The 16,674-nt window shown below is 63.7% G+C and carries 13 protein-coding genes and 1 riboswitch; of the genes, 5 read left to right on the top strand and 8 right to left on the bottom strand.

From position 1 onward, the window contains the following. Positions 1–16: 16 nt before the first annotated feature. The 7 genes from ABWI03_RS26150 to ABWI03_RS26120 form a co-directional block, all read right to left on the bottom strand. Positions 17–1,342 carry an aminotransferase class V-fold PLP-dependent enzyme gene (locus ABWI03_RS26150; RefSeq protein WP_298773469.1) on the bottom strand — a complete coding sequence of 442 codons (1,326 nt, stop codon included), beginning with the start codon at positions 1,340–1,342 and terminating at the stop codon, positions 17–19. Positions 1,343–1,395: 53 nt separating this feature from the next. Continuing rightward, positions 1,396–1,510: riboswitch (SAM riboswitch) on the bottom strand. Positions 1,511–1,570: 60 nt separating this feature from the next. Then, positions 1,571–3,106, bottom strand: coding sequence for a PucR family transcriptional regulator (locus tag ABWI03_RS26145; RefSeq protein ID WP_353798714.1), 1,536 nt, complete (start codon positions 3,104–3,106; stop codon positions 1,571–1,573). Then, positions 3,103–4,161, bottom strand: a complete 1,059-nt coding sequence (locus tag ABWI03_RS26140; protein WP_298773462.1) for a DUF917 domain-containing protein — start codon at positions 4,159–4,161, stop codon at positions 3,103–3,105. Before ABWI03_RS26140 ends, ABWI03_RS26145 begins: the two co-directional genes overlap by 4 nt. 6 nt (positions 4,162–4,167) lie before the next feature. After that, positions 4,168–5,307, bottom strand: coding sequence for an S-methyl thiohydantoin desulfurase family protein (locus tag ABWI03_RS26135; RefSeq protein WP_298773460.1), 1,140 nt, complete (start codon positions 5,305–5,307; stop codon positions 4,168–4,170). Next, positions 5,304–6,884 (bottom strand): hydantoinase/oxoprolinase N-terminal domain-containing protein, encoded by a 1,581-nt coding sequence (locus tag ABWI03_RS26130; protein ID WP_200314431.1) that lies wholly within the window; start codon positions 6,882–6,884, stop codon positions 5,304–5,306. Before ABWI03_RS26130 ends, ABWI03_RS26135 begins: the two co-directional genes overlap by 4 nt. Before the next feature lie 27 nt (positions 6,885–6,911). Continuing rightward, a complete protein-coding gene (locus ABWI03_RS26125; RefSeq protein ID WP_298773455.1) occupies positions 6,912–8,279 on the bottom strand; it encodes a purine-cytosine permease family protein in 1,368 nt (455 codons plus the stop codon). Positions 8,280–8,444: 165 nt separating this feature from the next. Continuing rightward, positions 8,445–9,176: an SDR family oxidoreductase gene (locus ABWI03_RS26120; protein ID WP_298773453.1), complete on the bottom strand. Its 732-nt coding sequence runs from the start codon at positions 9,174–9,176 to the stop codon at positions 8,445–8,447. A gap of 297 nt (positions 9,177–9,473) precedes the next feature. Here ABWI03_RS26120 and ABWI03_RS26115 point away from each other — a divergent pair, with 297 nt between their 5' ends. After that, positions 9,474–9,614, top strand: coding sequence for a hypothetical protein (locus ABWI03_RS26115; protein ID WP_003941170.1), 141 nt, complete (start codon positions 9,474–9,476; stop codon positions 9,612–9,614). Here ABWI03_RS26115 and ABWI03_RS26110 read toward each other — a convergent pair. Next, positions 9,602–9,928, bottom strand: coding sequence for a hypothetical protein (locus ABWI03_RS26110; RefSeq protein ID WP_095973429.1), 327 nt, complete (start codon positions 9,926–9,928; stop codon positions 9,602–9,604). The genes ABWI03_RS26115 and ABWI03_RS26110 overlap by 13 nt on opposite strands. A 39-nt stretch (positions 9,929–9,967) precedes the next feature. Between ABWI03_RS26110 and ABWI03_RS26105 the strand changes: the two genes are divergently transcribed. From ABWI03_RS26105 to ABWI03_RS26090, 4 genes are all read left to right on the top strand, one after another. Continuing rightward, positions 9,968–10,372, top strand: a complete 405-nt coding sequence (locus ABWI03_RS26105; RefSeq protein WP_296553772.1) for a hypothetical protein — start codon at positions 9,968–9,970, stop codon at positions 10,370–10,372. A gap of 125 nt (positions 10,373–10,497) precedes the next feature. Then, entirely contained in the window at positions 10,498–10,725 is a 228-nt protein-coding gene (locus ABWI03_RS26100; protein ID WP_166812646.1) for a hypothetical protein, read from the top strand. 75 nt (positions 10,726–10,800) lie between these two features. Continuing rightward, positions 10,801–12,654 carry a BCCT family transporter gene (locus ABWI03_RS26095; protein WP_095973431.1) on the top strand — a complete coding sequence of 618 codons (1,854 nt, stop codon included), beginning with the start codon at positions 10,801–10,803 and terminating at the stop codon, positions 12,652–12,654. Between the two features lie 122 nt (positions 12,655–12,776). After that, the gene (locus ABWI03_RS26090) at positions 12,777–16,670 is read left to right on the top strand and encodes a Pls/PosA family non-ribosomal peptide synthetase (RefSeq protein ID WP_095973432.1); all 3,894 of its coding nucleotides are present in this window, start codon (positions 12,777–12,779) and stop codon (positions 16,668–16,670) included. Positions 16,671–16,674 lie beyond the last annotated feature (4 nt).

Raw genomic sequence — 16,674 nt, 5'->3', positions numbered from 1 at the left:
GGGGACCGAGCTCAGCTCAGACGCACTCGGCTGCGCCGGCGTTGTCGTCGGCAGCTCCGAGGAAGGGGCGGGTCTCGGGCACGGGGTTCCACGCTCCGGCCGTCTTCGCGTACTTCCAATCACGCTGATTCGAAACCAGGATGTTCACGGCGTCGACCAAGCGCGTCACGTCGTCCGAACTGCTACCGAGCCCGAGGCTGGCGCGGACGGCGCCGCCGGAGAGACCGAGGCGCGCGAGAACCGGGTGTGCGCAGAAGCGACCGTCGCGAACTCCGATGCCGTGTTCTGCGGACAGGAATGCGGCGATCTCGCCGGCTTCGAATCCGTCGACGGTGAAGGTGACGATTCCGACGGCGTCCGGTGCGTCGTTCCACAGTCGCACCAACGAGACTCCCTCGATGGCGGATAATCCGTAGGTGAGCTGTGCGGTGAGTGCCTTCTCATGCTCGGCGATGACGTCGAAGTCCAGGGCGTGCAGGGTTTCGCATGCGGTCGCGATTGCTGCCGCACCGAGCACGTTGGGGGAACCGGCCTCATGACGTGCAGGCGCGCAAGCCCATTCGGTGGACTCGACGGTCACCTCACGCACGGCGCCTCCGCCGGCGAGGTACGGCTGAGCTTCGTCGAGCCAGTCACGGCGTCCGACCAGTACGCCGGCGCCGAACGGCGCGTAGAGCTTGTGGCCCGAGAACGCCGCGTAGTCGACGCCGCATTCCTGCAGGTCGATGCGACGGTGGGGAGCCAACTGAGCAGCGTCGACGAGAATACGTGCGCCGCAACGGTGCGCGATGTCGGCCAAGCGTGCAATCGGCAGGATCTCGCCGGTCACGTTGGAGGCGCCGGTGATTGCGAGCAGCGCAGCAGGCTTGGTGCACAGTTCACCGATCAGCCGCTCGATCGTCTCTTCGATGGTGTCTGCAGCGGTGACGATACGAGCGTCGTTCCACGGCAACAGGTTTGCGTGATGCTCGACGTCGAGGACAACGGTGCTGCCGGGGACGCACTGGGCCAGCAAGTTCAGCGAATCAGTGGTGTTCCGCGTGAAGACGACGACCTGATCGTCGGCACAGTTCACGAAACGGGCAACGGATTCACGAGCGTTCTCGTAGGTGAGCGTGGAGATCCGGGACGCGTAGCCGGCACCGCGGTGAACACTGGCGTACGTCGGCAACAACTCGGCGATACGGTCGGTGACCTGGGCCAATGCCGGCGCGCTCGCGGCGTAGTCGAAGTTGGCGTAGGAGCATTCGCCGCCCTGAACCAGCGGAACCTGCAGGTCGGCACCCGAAACCTTGGCGATCGGAGCGGTGCAGCAGGTGTCGGCACTCAATACAGCAGTCATCGAAGACAATCCTCACGTTCAAGGACTCGTTCGTCGGGAGATGGCCCCGGAAGAGTCCGCGCTTGCCGCATTCGTTTTCGAACGCAGCCGGGTCGTCACCCGGAGCACCCCACCGCGGAGGAGGGTTGCCGACCAGCAAGCCGGGGCTGAACACTGGTACTCGTGACCTGGCAACGAGGATGGCAGGAACCTCCCGTGCTTGTCAAGACGAAGCTGGGAAGACCGTCGTCACGGCGCGATCGTCCGACAGGCGAGGTGGAGCGCAAGCCTGGTTTCCGGATCGGCCAGATCCACCGAGAGAAGTCGCTGAATTCGATCGATACGACTCGATACGGTGTTGCGGTGCAAGCCCATTCGAGTGGCGGTATGAGCCAGAGACGATTCTTCGTCGAGGTACGTCGAGAGCGTCTCCAGCAACTCCCCACTCGCATCTCGTAGCGGCGCGAGCAGTGCCGCGGCCGCGGGCTGAAACGTGTCGGTTCGCGTCCACGCCAGTAGCAACTGCGCCAACCCCAGCCGGTCCACGTGCAGGAATCGGCCCGTTTGCGACCGGGAACCGGCGAGCCGAGAGGCATCCCCCGCCTCCGACAGAGACGCTCCGATTCCGGCTGGCCCATCGTGCGCGCGTCCCACTCCCACCCATGTCTCCATGGTGGGCCCCAATCGGGCTTGACCTGCACGAATACTCTCGGCAATCCTGGTGATCGCCTCCGGACGCGGCTCACCTGGCAGAGTCGTCCACGCCGCCCAGCCGTCAGCCTGTTCGACGACAGTGGCGTCGATCCCCTCGGCGGCGAGGGCGTCTGCAACTTCACTGCGCCTGGCGACCAGGTCGACCTCACCCACCGCCAGGACTTTGATGCCGATGTGCCATCCGTCCAGCACCCAACCCGCGTCGAGTGCGCGCCGGAGCAGTCCGGGTGTGGCGTCTGCGGACGTGTCGATCAGTTCACCGAGCAACGCGCTGCGCCGGCGCGCTTCACGCTCGTCGACCATGCGTGCAACGGCCAGGCGGTGCCCGACAGCCAACGAGGCAACGTCGAGAACCACTGAGAGAGAGGCCTCTTCGACGCTCTGTCGCACCGGAAGCAGTACAGCCAGCCAGGGCTCTCTGGCCGCGCCGGACATCACCGGGCACGCGATCAGGACCCCACCGGAGTCCAACTCGACGGTGGTCGGTGCCCCACGACCCGACAAAGTACCCGCGCCTGCTCGATCAGCCTCTGACAAGAGCTCAGCGCCCGTCAGCGGACGTCCGGACGAGTCCAGGAGAATGAACGAACGCTGAAAGGTGTTCAGTAACACCGACAGAAGATTCTCGACGCTTCCGCCGGCTCGTTGGCCCGCGTGTGTCGCCCGCAGTACTGCGTCAGCCATCACCGCACGCGAATTCGAGAGAAGATCACGAAGATCCACGCTGAACTGCCAAGGGTCGGAGACCCCGAGCACCACCAGCCCGAGCCGATCCGCGAGCAACGAGAGACTCACATCCCCGGCCGCAGTGCTGTGAACAGCGACTACCTGGCACCCGGTCGCTGCCGTGCGTCGAAGGAGCGCATCGAATCTCCACTCCCCCACATCGATTCGATCGAGAATCACCAGAACCGATCCCGAACCCGCCGCACCCGACACTGCCTCCGCCGACTGTGCCGATTCGCCGGTGAGTGCCCCCACTGTCGTGACGACGGGGTCGCCCTCGCCCGCGAGTCGATACAACCCGACAAAGACCGGGTTGTTCAGCAACGCCGAAACACTCGCGCTCATCGCGCCTCCATCAGCACCGCGTCATGGTCGATTCCGAACGCCCGCGGGCCGACAACCTTCAATCTGCCCACCTCGTCCGCCCACCACGGTGGGCCGGGCAGGACCAAGACAGCTACATCCTGACCCTGGTGCACGGATTCACACGAGACGAAGGCACCGGTCCGGACGTCGAGCAGCGTCACGATGTCCGGGCATGTTGCGATCATCTCGCCATCCAACGCGACGGTCAGGAATTCACTCTCGAATTCGACTCGCATCACCGCAGAATCGTGTTCGAGAATCACGTTGCCTCGACGATCGTCTGCGCCCGGGCGGCTACGACGCACCGCACGCACTCGGCCTGTCCCCAGCACCCGCGCTCCGGCGCTTCCGGCGATCTCCTGCCAACTGCCGAGGGCACCGATATGCTGCCCCAGTTCGTGCGCTCGGGAGAGAGTTCCCGGAATACAGGCCTCCCGCACGGTCCGCGCATCGATCGACGCGATCGCCAGAGCGCCCCAACCGCTGGTTCGCCCGATCAGAGAGCGCACTGCTACCTCGGCGCCCAGCACATCCACTCCGTCAATAACGGTGATCAGGCCGCCTGGCTGGGCGAGGGTGACCGGGCACAATTCCAATCCGGCTGCGGCGAGAGAGAAGTGATCGAGCCGCGGCATCGCCCGACCGAGCAGGTCCGCGTCGACGACGGGAACTCCCAACGCCAGCGCCGCCGCAATGCCGGAAAGAGCGTTGAGTCCACCGCCTTCGAACGTCATCACTGCGGTCGGACGCTTCCCGGTCCACCGAGTCAAAGCTGCTGCAGTATCGGAAAACTCACGCCCGGATGGCAATTGCTCCTCCAAAGCCAGAGCCGATCCGACGATTCCCAGCGGCATGACCAGTGCCCCGTCGGGCAACTTCTCCGGCGCGACGACCTCTACCGAAGTGGACGCAATGAGTGGACGAAGCATCTCCACGAACAGGCGTGGATCGCCGCCCCCGCCGCAGCCCAAGACCACCGCCCCCGCTGCGATCGCGTCGAGGTCGGCCTCCCGGACCGCGTGCAGGCTGCTCACGGCTCGTTATTCTGCCAGCACGGGTTGCTCGAGCGTCTCCACCGGCCGGAACGGCCGATCGAGTCCGAAACTCGCCGGACCGAAGACCGCCAGTGCCTCGGGTGTTCTCATGATGGGTGGAGTCGCGATCCCGATGACCGCGACGCGCTGCCCGTACCGCAAGCCCTCGGTGGTGATGGGTTCGGCAGTGTCGGCCTCGACGATGCAGATCAAGTCAGGCACGATGGCCACCAGCACTCCGGATTGCAGTACCCCAGAATGCAGTACTCCGGAATGCAGGGCGATCAGATTCTCGTTCTGGAACTGGACTTCCAGCTCTTCGTCTCCGACGCCGGCGATCCGCACCGAACCCCGAGCGAACCCCTCATCGGTTCGCCGGTCGACATCGATCACCTTGCCGTGAAAGAGAACTCGCCCGTATCCGTAGAGCGTGTCGGACAGACTGTCCACCAGCGCCTGGACGGGGTCCACCCGCTGCTCACGCGAAGCCCTGATGGACCGACCGATGGTCAGGGCCAATGACAGAGTTCGTGGGATAGCCGTGCGCTTCACATCTGCACCCGTCATCGAGTACTGAGCGATGTGCGCCATCCCACCGAACCTCGACGTCACCCCGCGGGCGAGACCTTCCAATCTGCTGTTGTCGCTGCCGGTCTCGAAGATCGCCACCTCGTCGTGCTCGTTCGCCATGGCGAGCGGGCTGGCCGAAATCCCGTACACCGAAAAGGTTTCCATTTCGAGCTGAGGAAATGCCCGTCCCATCCCGTCGGCATCGACAACCGGAAGTCCGCGCCGTGCGGCCACCAGCAACGGGATCATCGAATTGATTCCCCCGCACTCCATCGGCATCGTCGCATCCGCGGTTCGCCCCGAGTGCCGCTCCAATGTGATCAGTGCCAGCTCGGGTTCCGTTCCGCGTGGCATTTTCTCGACCACAACGGTCGGTGCACCCATCTGCGCGACAGGGATCACCCACGCGTCGTCGTCGAGTTCCTCCGGATCCAGAATCGTGATCTCACCGGCTTCACCGAGCGCCTGCGCGACCAGCATCTTGCCGACAAACGGATCTCCACCGCCGCCGGTGCCCAACAGAGCTGCGCCCCTGGCGAGGTCGTCGAGGTCTGCCGTTCGTAGTGTCCAACTCATCGTGAGCCCTCCTGACCGGTGGAGACCAGACCACTGTGCAGTGCCAGGTCACCGACTGCCTTCACTCGAATACGTGTTGCGTTGCCCGGCAGGTACGGAATCGGGACCTCGTCGAACTCCACGATCTGCACGGACTCGGGTCGTGCGCCTGCGGCCACCGCCCGATCGATCGCCTCTTGACGGGCGTCGTCGGCAAGAACGTGACGGTGACCGTCCCGCACCGCTTCGACACGATCGACTTCACCACTGACCTGCGCGATGGCGGCGCCGATCGCGTTGGCGACGTCGAAACGCTCAGGGCGAATCACCGTGCCCAGGCCGGGAAGTTCACGCTCCAGCAATACCGATCCGCCCCCGACCGCCACTACCGGTAGCGGATCCGACGTGGTTCGCATCTGCTCCACGGCGTCGGCGACTCTCCGCGAGATCCGTTCGAGCGCCGTCGACACCAGGCCGCGGTCGAGGTGCGCCACCGCATGGCGATCACCGACGTCGGCCAAACCTGCCGCGACGGCGATGTCGGTGGCCGTCAACGTGTCTCCGCCGAAGACGAGTGCCCGTGAACCCAATTCATATCCCACCGATCCGGGCCCCACTGTGAGTCCGTCTGCATCCACCAACGAACCACCGCCGATGCCGATCGAGAACACATCCGGCATACGGAAATTGGTCCGCACCCCGGCCACGGTCACCTCGGTGGTTGCTTCTCGCGGAAAACCGTTGGTCAGTACACCGACGTCCGTGGTGGTTCCGCCGATGTCGATCACCGCACAGCTCGCCAGACCGGACAGCACAGCGGCACCGCGCATGGAGTTGGTCGGTCCCGACGCGAAAGTTGCTACCGGATAACGCCTTGCGTACTCGATGTCCATCAAGGTGCCGTCGTTCTGGCTCAGATACAGCGGTGCGACGATGCCGTGCTCGACCAATGAACGGGCGAGTCCGTCGACGATGTGATCGGCGAGCTCGCGCAGAGCAGCATTGATGATGGTCGCGTTCTCACGTTGAAGCAGACCCACTCGACCGATCTCGTGCGAGAGCGAAATTGCGACGTCCGGTCCGAGTTCCTCTCGGATGATTTCAGCGGCAGCAACCTCGCATTCGAGATTGACCGGAGAGAACACCGAAGATATTGCGACCGAACGAGTACCACTGCGAGCCATATCGGCAGCATGGCGACGAATCTCGTCGGGATCCAGCGGCGAGATACGACGACCGTCGAACTCGTGCCCACCGTGAGCGAGGTAGTGTCTTCCTTGCACAGCGGAGACCAGGTCTCGCGGCCACCCCACCATCGGGGGCAGCGCGGCAGTCGCCGGAAGTCCCAGTCGCAGCGCCGCGGTGGGGGCAAGCCCGCGCTGCTCGATGAGAGCATTGAGAAAGTGCGTCGTACCGATCATCACTGCTTGAACAGCATTGGGAGAGAACGAGTACTGCTGCTGCAGCGCCGTCAGCGCTCCGCCGATTCCGCCGGTGATGTCCTTGCTGGTCGAGTGTTTGACATGCCCGATGACGGTGGTCCCGTCCATCAGGACTGCGTCGGTGTTGGTGCCGCCGACGTCGATTCCGATTCGCATCGCGAACTCCTTTCTACAGTTGTAGTGCTAGTGCGTGAGTGCAGACGAGCCCGAAGGCTCTTGCGGCGCTTCGGTTGCGGTGCGTCCGACTCCGCGAATCAGGCCGAGTCGACCCGCGACGACATAGAGAACAAATGCCGAGGCCACCGCGTTGATGGATGGCAGTCCGAAGGTGCTGTAATGACCGATCAGCGCCGAGACGATCCAGATCACCAGCGTGGCCGGTACCCAGGTGGGTGCCGAACTCGGTAGGGTGCCGGCGGCGCGACTCTCGTCCAGATCCTTGCGCCAGGTCTTGACGATGAAGTATTCCGCCACCATGATCCCGGCAATGGGCGGGAAGCCTACGCCCAACAGGATCAGGAAGTCGGTGAACGAGTTCAGGATTCCGGCGGCGGCGAGGACCGAACCCGTGACGCCGACGACTGCCGTGACAACGGCGCGGTTGATCCTTCGACCGAACACGACGTCGATGAAGTTCACGATGCCGAGACCCGAACTGTAGAGGTTCCAGTCGTTGATCTTGAAGGTGCCGAGAACGATGATCAGAACGCCGACCCAGCCGACCGACGAGAGAATGATCGTGGCGATGTCGGAGCTGCGAACGGCATGCGCGAGAAGTACGCCGGTCAGCCCGATCACGTATTCACCCAACGTGATTCCGACGAGCGTCTGCTTCACGACGTCGCCTGCCGTGCGATTGAAGCGCGTCATGTCGGGTGTGATCACCGCGCCGGCGATGAAACCGCCTGCGACAATGGTGGTTCCCGCAAGAAAGCTGAGCTCCGGCCCGGCCGGAGCAGATGTCATCAGATCCGACAGCGAGTGATTACGTAGTTCGGATATGACGGCCCATCCCACCAGGATCAGGAACAGCGGAACGGTGATGTTGGCGATCAGCTGCATGGAGCCGAACCCGCGCAGGACTATCGCAGTGATCAGGAGACCGAAAGCCAAAGCCCACGCCCATTGCGGCAGGAACGGCATGATCCCGTGCAACCCTGATGCAGAGACGGCCGATTGGATGCCGAACCAGCCGATCAGGCTGACCCCGATCACCAGTCCGATCACCGCCGAGCCTGCATGACCGAACCCGCACCAGCGCGCGACCACCGACGTGTTGAGCCCCTCACGAACTCCGATGATTCCGATGAAGATACAGACGACTTCGAGGATCACCGCGCCGACTGTCAATGCCCAGAAGGCATTCCAGAACGTCATACCGTAACCGAGCGTCGCACCGAGCAGGAACTGCGCGAGTGCCGACACCTGACCGAATCGCTGTACTGCCACCGAAAACCACGAATACCGTGCTTCGTCGGGTACGCGGGTGAGCGCGTAGTCGTCACCGTCGGACACTTCGCCGCCGCCGGCGGTTGTCGATGCTTTGTTCATGACGGACTCCTCGAATAGTTGGGAAGTGTTCTCGGAGAAGACGGTACGAATGTGTCCGGGGTCACACCTATGGGCGAATCGACGTTTCTTCGTGTTACGACAATGCATTTCGCACAGTCTCGATTTCACGCAGTCGCGATTCCACAGTCGTCATGTGGCACGGGTCTAGCGCAACGCGTACCCGCCGTCGGGGTAAAGGGTGGAACCCGTTGTGTACGTGTTGGTGAAGAGATAGAACACTGCTTGTGCAATCTCGTCTTCGTTCCCGACGCGGCCGAGGACGTTGTTCTCTGCACTCCACGTGAAGGCCGACTCTCGAACCTCTGCCGGGCGCTGAGCCCAGAGATGCCCGTCGATGGTTCCGGGCGCGACGGTGTTGACGCGAATCGGCGACAGCTCGACCGCCAACCCGCGTCCGAGCCCCTCGATTGCCGCATTGGCTGCCACATATGCCGCAGCGGCCGCTGGCGGCCGCACACTGGCAGCGCCGGACATGAGGACCACCGACGCGGTAGGGGTCAGCTTGTCGAGCGCAGCGTGTACGACGCGGTACTGCCCCCAGAACTTCGATGTGAACGGCGACGCCGCATCCTCGACACTCTGTTCACGAAATGAGCCGACCTGGTAATCGGCAGCCGTGGTGAAGAGCGCGTCGACGCTGGGGATGTTGGTGAAGAACGCTTTCACCGAGTCGTCGTCCGAGGTGTCGACGGTGAACCAGTGTGCGGCTTCACCCAGCTGCGAGGCCGCTGCTTCGAGTTTGGATGCGGTTCGGCCACCGAGCACAACCTGCGCGCCGGCGTCGACGGCAAGCTGCGCCACTCGCAGCCCGATGCCCGTTCCGCCGCCGATCAGGACGACGGTCTTGCCTGAAAGAAGAGAAAGTGTAGTTGTCATGCAGTGACTGTAGAAGCCGCTAAAACGACCCGATATGTGCAGAATGCACCGATTTCACGACCACACGGGGCAAAGTGCCCAGACTCATGTGGTCCAGCGTCCTGGCGGAGGTTCCGCAGATGTGTCGTCAGCGAGCGGAAGCGGTTGGTCGCCGAGAAATGCCTCCAACAGCCCTCGACGACGTTTGCTGCGTCGACGTTGCCATCGCATCTGCTCCCGTTCGAGTTCGCTTGTAACAAAACAACTCCCACAGCCGAAAACATCGGTGAACCGCAACAGCGAAGGGAAGTAACGAATATGGGATCAGCAGACGTAATGGCCTGGCTCGCCGAGGGTTACCTCGCCGGCGATCCGATTCGCTATCCGCTCTATGTCGGATCGATGTTCCTGGCAATGCCGTTCCAGCTGATCGGCGTGATTCTGGGTCACCCCTTCTGAATCGTCACATCAGGCCAGGGCGGTCGACGTAGAACGGCCAGAGTCGCGATCACGGCGGCCGCCAACCCGATGAACTCCCCCATCAGAGCCGCCCGGGTGTGATCGACAGCCGGTGACCACGACGGCTCACCCTCGTGGATCGAGAACACTCCCACTGGCACCGGTATGGGGTCTCCGCGCCACCGCCGATGCAGACGCGAAACCGTGATGATCGTCGTTCCGTCGCTGGTCTGGTGCGGTTCTCCGAAAATCGTCGAGGCCCCTGATTCCCCTCGAAATCGCTCCACCGCATCACGAATCTCCATGATCTCCATCGTCGCACCGAAACAGCACCCCTGTGCGAGTATCGATCGATGGCCGAGTGGTGGAATCCGAGCAGGCGCGTCGAGCGATGGTGGCAGACGATCACGCTGGCTTGGCTGCTCGTTTTCTTCGGCCCAAGCGCCATCGACAAGGTCATCACGGAACCCACAGCTTGGAATTGGGTATGGTTCGCGATCTGGCTTTTCGCGACGGTCGGATCTGCTTACTACACCGTCCAAGCCTGGCGAACCAGGAACAATCCGCAGCCGGCGTGGCAGGACGGGACAACTGCCCCCTCCGAAGTACCCGCCGACGACGTCCGCAATGCACTCGCGTCGACTGACGACCGCATTCCGGCAATCAAGGCACTACGCGAACTACATCCGGGCTTGGGCCTGAAGGATGCGATGGATCTGATCGACGCCCAACGAGGCGAACAGGGCCCGCAGCACTGATAGTTGCGACCATCACAATCACAGTTAGGTATCGGCGTCTCACTGCCGGGATCGAGCGAGCACGCCAGGAGTTAACCACCTGACAGACAGGCTGTTTCACCGAGTTTGACAGATACGATCGATCAGTGAGCGTCGACCTGACCGATGCAGCTCACCGTACCAATCGAATTCGTCTTTCGGCGTTCCACGAACAGCTCAATTCGGCTATTGTTCAACGATTTACAACAAGATCAGCGTCTACCCACGACAATTTTCGCGACAGTGCAGCATCATTCGCTCAGTTGAGTTTGACCGAACCTTGGCGTTACGTTGAATTTCAAAGCAATAGCCCGGTCTTGACTGCGATGGTGTGAGCGAAACGCCCACCTACGCGTGACACGTGGCCGCCCTGACGGGCGCTGTGAATGCCTGAACGTTCGAGGAGTGGAATGACTGCGGTCAAAACTGCGTGGCGTGAACTACGGAAACCCGTGTTCATTCCCGCGTCGATAGTGATCTTTGCCCTGATCGCCTTTGCCGTGATCTACGCGGGAACCGCCGCGGATGCTTTCGAAACACTCAACAACGTGATCAGCGACGGCGTCGGCTGGTGGTACATCCTCTCCGCGACCGGGTTCGTGATATTTGCTCTCTACTGCGGAATCAGCCGTATCGGCAACATCCGATTGGGACGCGACGACGAGCAGCCCGAGTTCGGAATGCTCTCGTGGTTCGCGATGCTCTTCAGCGCAGGCATGGGTATCGGCCTCGTGTTCTACGGAGTAGCAGAACCGCTTTCGCACTACGTGACTCCTCCCGTCGCCGGGCAGATCGCCGGATCCACGGATGCCGCGGCCAATCAAGCAATGGAACTGACGCTGTTCCACTGGGGCCTGCATGCATGGGCGATCTACGTCGTCGTCGGTCTGGGTCTGGCGTACATGACCTACCGCAAGGGTCGTCCACTGTCGATCCGTTGGCTGCTCGAGCCACTCCTCGGACGCGCTCGCATCGAAGGAAAGATCGGCCATGCCATCGACGTCGTCGCCATCGTCGGCACGTTGTTCGGCGTCGCTACGTCGCTGGGATTCGGTGTCCAGCAGATCTCGGCCGGCCTCGACTACCTCGGCTGGGTGGAGACCGACAACTGGTTGGTCATCACCATCATCGTCATCGTGACGGGCATGGCCACCTTCTCGGTGGTCTCCGGCGTCACCAAGGGCCTCAAGTGGCTCTCCAACATCAACATGATGCTCGCTGCAGCGCTGGCCCTGTTCGTCCTGATTTTGGGACCGACACTGTTCCTCATGCAGTCGTGGGTGCAGAACCTCGGCGGATACGTCCAAGCCTTGCCCGAGCTGATGCTGCGCACGTCCCCGTTCGCCGAGGACGGCTGGCAGGGCGCATGGACCATCTTCTACTGGGGTTGGTGGATGAGCTGGGCACCGTTCGTCGGCATGTTCATCGCGCGCATCTCACGCGGCCGCACCATCCGCGAATTCGTCTTCGGCGTGCTGCTCGCCCCCACGCTGGTCGGTTCGCTGTGGTTCACGATCTTCGGTAACTCCGGCATCCTGCGTCAGCGCAACGAGGGCACGATGCTCGACGCATCCGGCGCCGTGGACACCAACACGTCTCTGTTCACGCTTCTCGACGGACTTCCGCTCGGAACGATTTCGAGTGTCCTCGCGATCGTCGTGATTGTGTTCTTCTTCGTCACGTCCGCGGATTCCGGCTCGATCGTCATCGACATCCTCGCGACGGGTGGCAGCCTGGAGACGTCCAAGATCACGCGCGTCTACTGGACGTTCCTGTCGGGCGCCGCCGCCGCGGTTCTCCTCATCGTGGGTGGCAGTGGATCGCTGACCGCGCTGCAGACCGTTGCCATCGCCACCGCTGTGCCGTTCTCGGTCATCATGGTGCTCGCGTGCCTGTCGATGCTGAAGGCGTTCCGGTACGAGGTCGCTTCGGCACCGCGCTACCTGCGAGTTTCGACCAATACCCCGGCGTCGACCGACGTTCCACAACCCACCGAGAAGCGGCTCCGCGATCTGAAGATCTCGTCGACCTTCGCCGGTCTGACCCCGTCGCAAAACGGGATCACGACGGAACCCTCCGACGCCCACATGCTCGTCGCGGTGCACGAAGTTCCCGCCCATGCGGTCAACATCGACCCGGACACCGGCGCCGTCGACTTCTCCGAGGATTCGAAGGTCGTCGATCCGCTGGGCGGAGAGGTGTTCGACACACCCGAGTTCGCCGACTCGGCAGAAGGCCACGCGCAAGCTGCCAGTACGGACTGACCGGCACGTTCGGCATGTTGCATTAGGCATATCTGTTCACCAACTCGCAAACTTGTCATGAGACTTTCAACTCGACAGTTCGCAGGACTCTAAGTTTCGTGAGTAGAACAGGACCAACGGGTTTGCCACTCCAGTCGCAGTCGGAGACGGAACAGTCTTTCGGGATTCCGTCCGTATTCCTACGGTCGGCGCATGCACCTGCGCCGCGCACGCTCATCGACATCGTGCGGGCCTCAGCCGAGGCCAACCCGGAAGCACCTGCCATCGACGACGGCGACACCACACTGTCGTACTCGGAGTTGCTCGACGAGATCGAGCTCGGCGCACGCTGGCTCGGTGATGCCGGTGTCGGCGCAGGTGACCGCGTCGGAATCAGGATGCCGTCAGGTTCACGGTCGCTGTACGTGGCGATCCTGTCGATCCTCGCGGCGGGCGCAGCGTACGTGCCCGTCGACGCCGACGATCCGGAAGAGCGCGCCGAGTTGGTCTTCGGTGAAGCGCAGGTAGCGGCGATCATCACCGGCGACGGTATCCAGCCGGGGACGGCGCCGAAGCGGCTCGAACATCCGCCGGTTCGCGAACCCGAACCCGACGACGACGCCTGGATCATCTTCACCTCCGGGTCTACCGGCACCCCCAAGGGCGTCGCGGTCACGCATCTCAATGCCGCGGCGTTCGTCGACGCCGAGGCGCGCATGTTCCTCCAGGACGAGCCCATCGGACCTGGTGATCGCGTCCTCGCGGGACTGTCCGTGGCATTCGACGCGTCCTGCGAGGAGATGTGGCTCGCGTGGCGTCACGGCGCCTGCCTCGTTCCGGCGCCTCGTTCCCTGGTCCGCAGCGGCATGGACCTCGGCCCGTGGCTGGTCTCGCGTGACGTCAGCATCGTCTCCACCGTGCCGACCCTTGCCTCGCTGTGGCCGGCCGAAGCTCTCGAAGCCGTTCGGCTCCTGATCTTCGGTGGCGAAGCCTGCCCACCCGAGCTGGCCGAGCGCCTCGCCGTCGAGGGCCGCGAGGTCTGGAACACATACGGGCCCACCGAGGCGACCGTCGTGGCCTGCGGCGCGCTGATGGACGGCAAGAGCCCCGTCAGCATCGGACTCCCCCTCGACGGTTGGGACCTTGCCGTCGTCGACGCGCAGAGCAATCCCGTCGCAGTCGGTGAGGTGGGCGAGCTGGTGATCGGTGGCGTCGGCCTGGCCCGTTACCTGGATCCCGCGAAGGACGCCGAGAAGTACGCGTCGATGCCCTCGCTCGGGTGGGAACGCGCCTACCGAAGCGGCGACCTGGTCCGTCTCGAGACCACCGGCCTGATGTTCCAGGGCCGCGCGGACGATCAGGTCAAGCTCGGCGGCCGGCGCATCGAACTCGGTGAGGTCGACAACGCCTTGCAGAACCTGCCGGGCGTCAGCGGCGCTGCCGCCGCCGTGAAGAAGACGGCTGCCGGCAATCAACTCCTCGTCGGGTACATCGCGAGCACGGATCCCGACTTCGACCTCAAGGCAGCTCACGCTCTGCTCAGCGAGCAGCTACCCGCGGCCCTCGTGCCGCGTCTGGCGTTGATGGACGAACTTCCGACGCGCACGTCGGGCAAAGTCGACCGCAACGCGTTGCCCTGGCCGTTGCCCGGTGCCGGTGAGGACGCCGGGGCCGCGTTGGGGCTCGACGGCACCGCTGCCTGGGTTGCCGGTCTGTGGGGTTCGATCCTGGGCGCGCAGATCACCGGACTCGACGACGACTTCTTCGAAGTGGGCGGCGGATCCCTCTCCGCTGCTCAGTTGGTCACCGCCCTACGCGAGCGGTTCCCCGAAGTGACCGTCGCACAGCTCTACGACCATCCACGGTTGGGGTCGCTCGCCGAATACCTGGACGAATTGGCGCCCACCGCAACTGTGGAGCCCCGCATCGTCGCTCCCACACCGTTGAAGACTCAGCTGGCGCAGATCGCCGTCACCGTTCCGCTCACGACGCTCACCGGACTGCAGTGGGTGACGTGGCTGGCGATCGCGAACAACGTCCTCGGCTGGTTCGTCGATGTCAGCTGGGCTCCCACCGTCTCGTGGTGGTGGATCCTGTTGGCGTTCATCGTGTTCATCACGCCGATCGGGCGCATGACCATCGCCGTCGTCGGAGCGCGCCTGCTCCTGCGCAAACTCGAACCGGGTACGTACCCGCGAGGAGGTAGCGAGCATCTGCGTCTGTGGATCGCGCTGCGGCTCACCGAAGCCAGTGGCGCAGCCAATCTTTCGGGTGCTCCGTGGATGCTCTACTACGCACGTGCCCTCGGCGCCGACATCGGCAGCGGCGTCGATCTCCACACGCTTCCCCCGATCACCGGAATGCTCGAACTCGGTGACGGCTGCTCCGTCGAACCCGAAGTCGACCTCTCCGGCCACTGGATCGACGGCGACGTCATTCACATCGGCGAGATCAAGATCGGCGACGGCGCCTCCGTCGGTTCACGCTCGACGCTTCTGCCCGGCGCGCGTATCGGTCGGGACGCCGTCGTCGAACCCGGATCTGCGGTGTTCGGTCGGGTGAAGGCCAACCAGCAATGGGCCGGATCCCCCGCCACCAAGATCGGGAAAGCGAATCATCCGTGGCCTGCCGAACATCCGAAGCGCGCACCCGGCTGGGTACCGGTATACGGCGTCACCTCGGTCTTCCTGGCCGGTATGCCGATCTTCGCTCTGATGGCCGGGATCGCGTTGATCGGTTGGTGGATTCGCGACACCGACACGCTCGCGAGTGCCGTGCTCCAATCGCTGATCATGCTTCCGGTCGCGACCATCTTGAGTTTGCTCGTCTTCGCAGTCATCACACTGGTGGCCGTTCGTCTTCTCTCGATCGGGCTGACCCCCGGTTACCACCCTGTCCGCAGCCGCATCGGCTGGCAGGTGTGGGCGACCGAACGCCTGCTCGACTCGGCCAGAACCTTCCTCTTCCCGCTCTACGCGAGCCTGCTGACGCCGGGATGGCTCCGCCTCCTCGGCGCCAAGATCGGCAAGAACGTCGAAGCATCCACCGTGCTCCTCCTTCCCAAGTTCACGACGGTCGCCGACGGCGCATTCCTCGCCGACGACACCATGGTTGCGAGCTACGGCCTCGGCGGCGGCTGGATGCACATCGAACAGGCGAAGATCGGCAAGCGCGCGTTCCTCGGCAACTCCGGTATGACCGCACCTGGTCGACGCGTCCCCAAGAACGGTCTGGTGGCGGTTCTGTCGGCTACCCCGTCCAAGGCGAAGTCCGGGTCATCGTGGCTGGGTAGTCCACCGGTACGACTGAGAAGGGCTGCCGGGGACACCGACGCCGCCCGTACGTTCAATCCGCCGATGCGCCTCAAGATCGCCCGCGGAGTGGTCGAAACCTGCCGACTGCTCCCCGTGATGGTCACGTTCGGCATCGGTCTCGGTGTTCTGTTCGCCCTCGAAGCACTGGTCGGTGCAGTCGGATTCTGGTTCGCTGCGCTGCTGAGCGGGGTAGTTCTGCTCGTCGCCGGAGCAGTGGCGGGCGCGATCACCATCGCCGCCAAGTGGATCGTCGTCGGACGCATCGCCAAGGTCGAGCATCCGCTGTGGAGTTCGTTCGTCTGGCGCAACGAGGTAGCCGACGCATTCGTCGAGACCGTCGCAGCGCCGTGGTTCGCGCGGGCGGCGACTGGTACCGCCGTACTGAACATCTTCCTACGTGGGCTCGGGGCAAAGATCGGCAAGGGCGTTTGGTGTGAGTCGTACTGGCTACCCGAGGCAGATCTTGTGACTTTGGGCGACGGAGCAACGGTGGAACGGGGGTGCGTCGTGCAAACTCATCTCTTCCATGATCGGATCATGTCCATGGATACCGTCACCCTGGGAGCAGGAGCAACGCTGGGACCGCACTGTGTCGCGCTACCCGCAGCCGGCATCGGCGCGGGAGCGACGGTAGGGCCTGCATCTCTGGTGATGCGAGGTGACACCGTTCCGCCCTCCACCCGCTGGCAGGGCAATCCGATTGCGCCGTGGGTGGCGTCGTGAAGCC

Source organism: Rhodococcus baikonurensis, assembly GCF_040489275.1.
In the GTDB taxonomy this organism is placed as follows: domain Bacteria; phylum Actinomycetota; class Actinomycetes; order Mycobacteriales; family Mycobacteriaceae; genus Rhodococcus_F; species Rhodococcus_F baikonurensis.
Note: the sequence above shows the minus strand (reverse complement) of the source record. Positions and strands in the feature narration are given on the sequence as shown.

Bases quoted from the DNA above. Each gene is read 5' to 3' on its own strand.
- ABWI03_RS26150 (WP_298773469.1), bottom strand. From the start codon at position 1,342: ATGACTGCTGTATTGAGTGCCGACACCTGCTGCACCGCTCCGATCGCC.
- ABWI03_RS26145 (WP_353798714.1), bottom strand. From the start codon at position 3,106: ATGAGCGCGAGTGTTTCGGCGTTGCTGAACAACCCGGTCTTTGTCGGG.
- ABWI03_RS26135 (WP_298773460.1), bottom strand. From the start codon at position 5,307: ATGAGTTGGACACTACGAACGGCAGACCTCGACGACCTCGCCAGGGGC.
- ABWI03_RS26130 (WP_200314431.1), bottom strand. From the start codon at position 6,884: ATGCGAATCGGAATCGACGTCGGCGGCACCAACACCGACGCAGTCCTG.
- ABWI03_RS26125 (WP_298773455.1), bottom strand. From the start codon at position 8,279: ATGAACAAAGCATCGACAACCGCCGGCGGCGGCGAAGTGTCCGACGGT.
- ABWI03_RS26120 (WP_298773453.1), bottom strand. From the start codon at position 9,176: ATGACAACTACACTTTCTCTTCTTTCAGGCAAGACCGTCGTCCTGATC.
- ABWI03_RS26115 (WP_003941170.1), top strand. From the start codon at position 9,474: ATGGGATCAGCAGACGTAATGGCCTGGCTCGCCGAGGGTTACCTCGCC.
- ABWI03_RS26110 (WP_095973429.1), bottom strand. From the start codon at position 9,928: ATGGAGATCATGGAGATTCGTGATGCGGTGGAGCGATTTCGAGGGGAA.
- ABWI03_RS26105 (WP_296553772.1), top strand. From the start codon at position 9,968: ATGGCCGAGTGGTGGAATCCGAGCAGGCGCGTCGAGCGATGGTGGCAG.
- ABWI03_RS26095 (WP_095973431.1), top strand. From the start codon at position 10,801: ATGACTGCGGTCAAAACTGCGTGGCGTGAACTACGGAAACCCGTGTTC.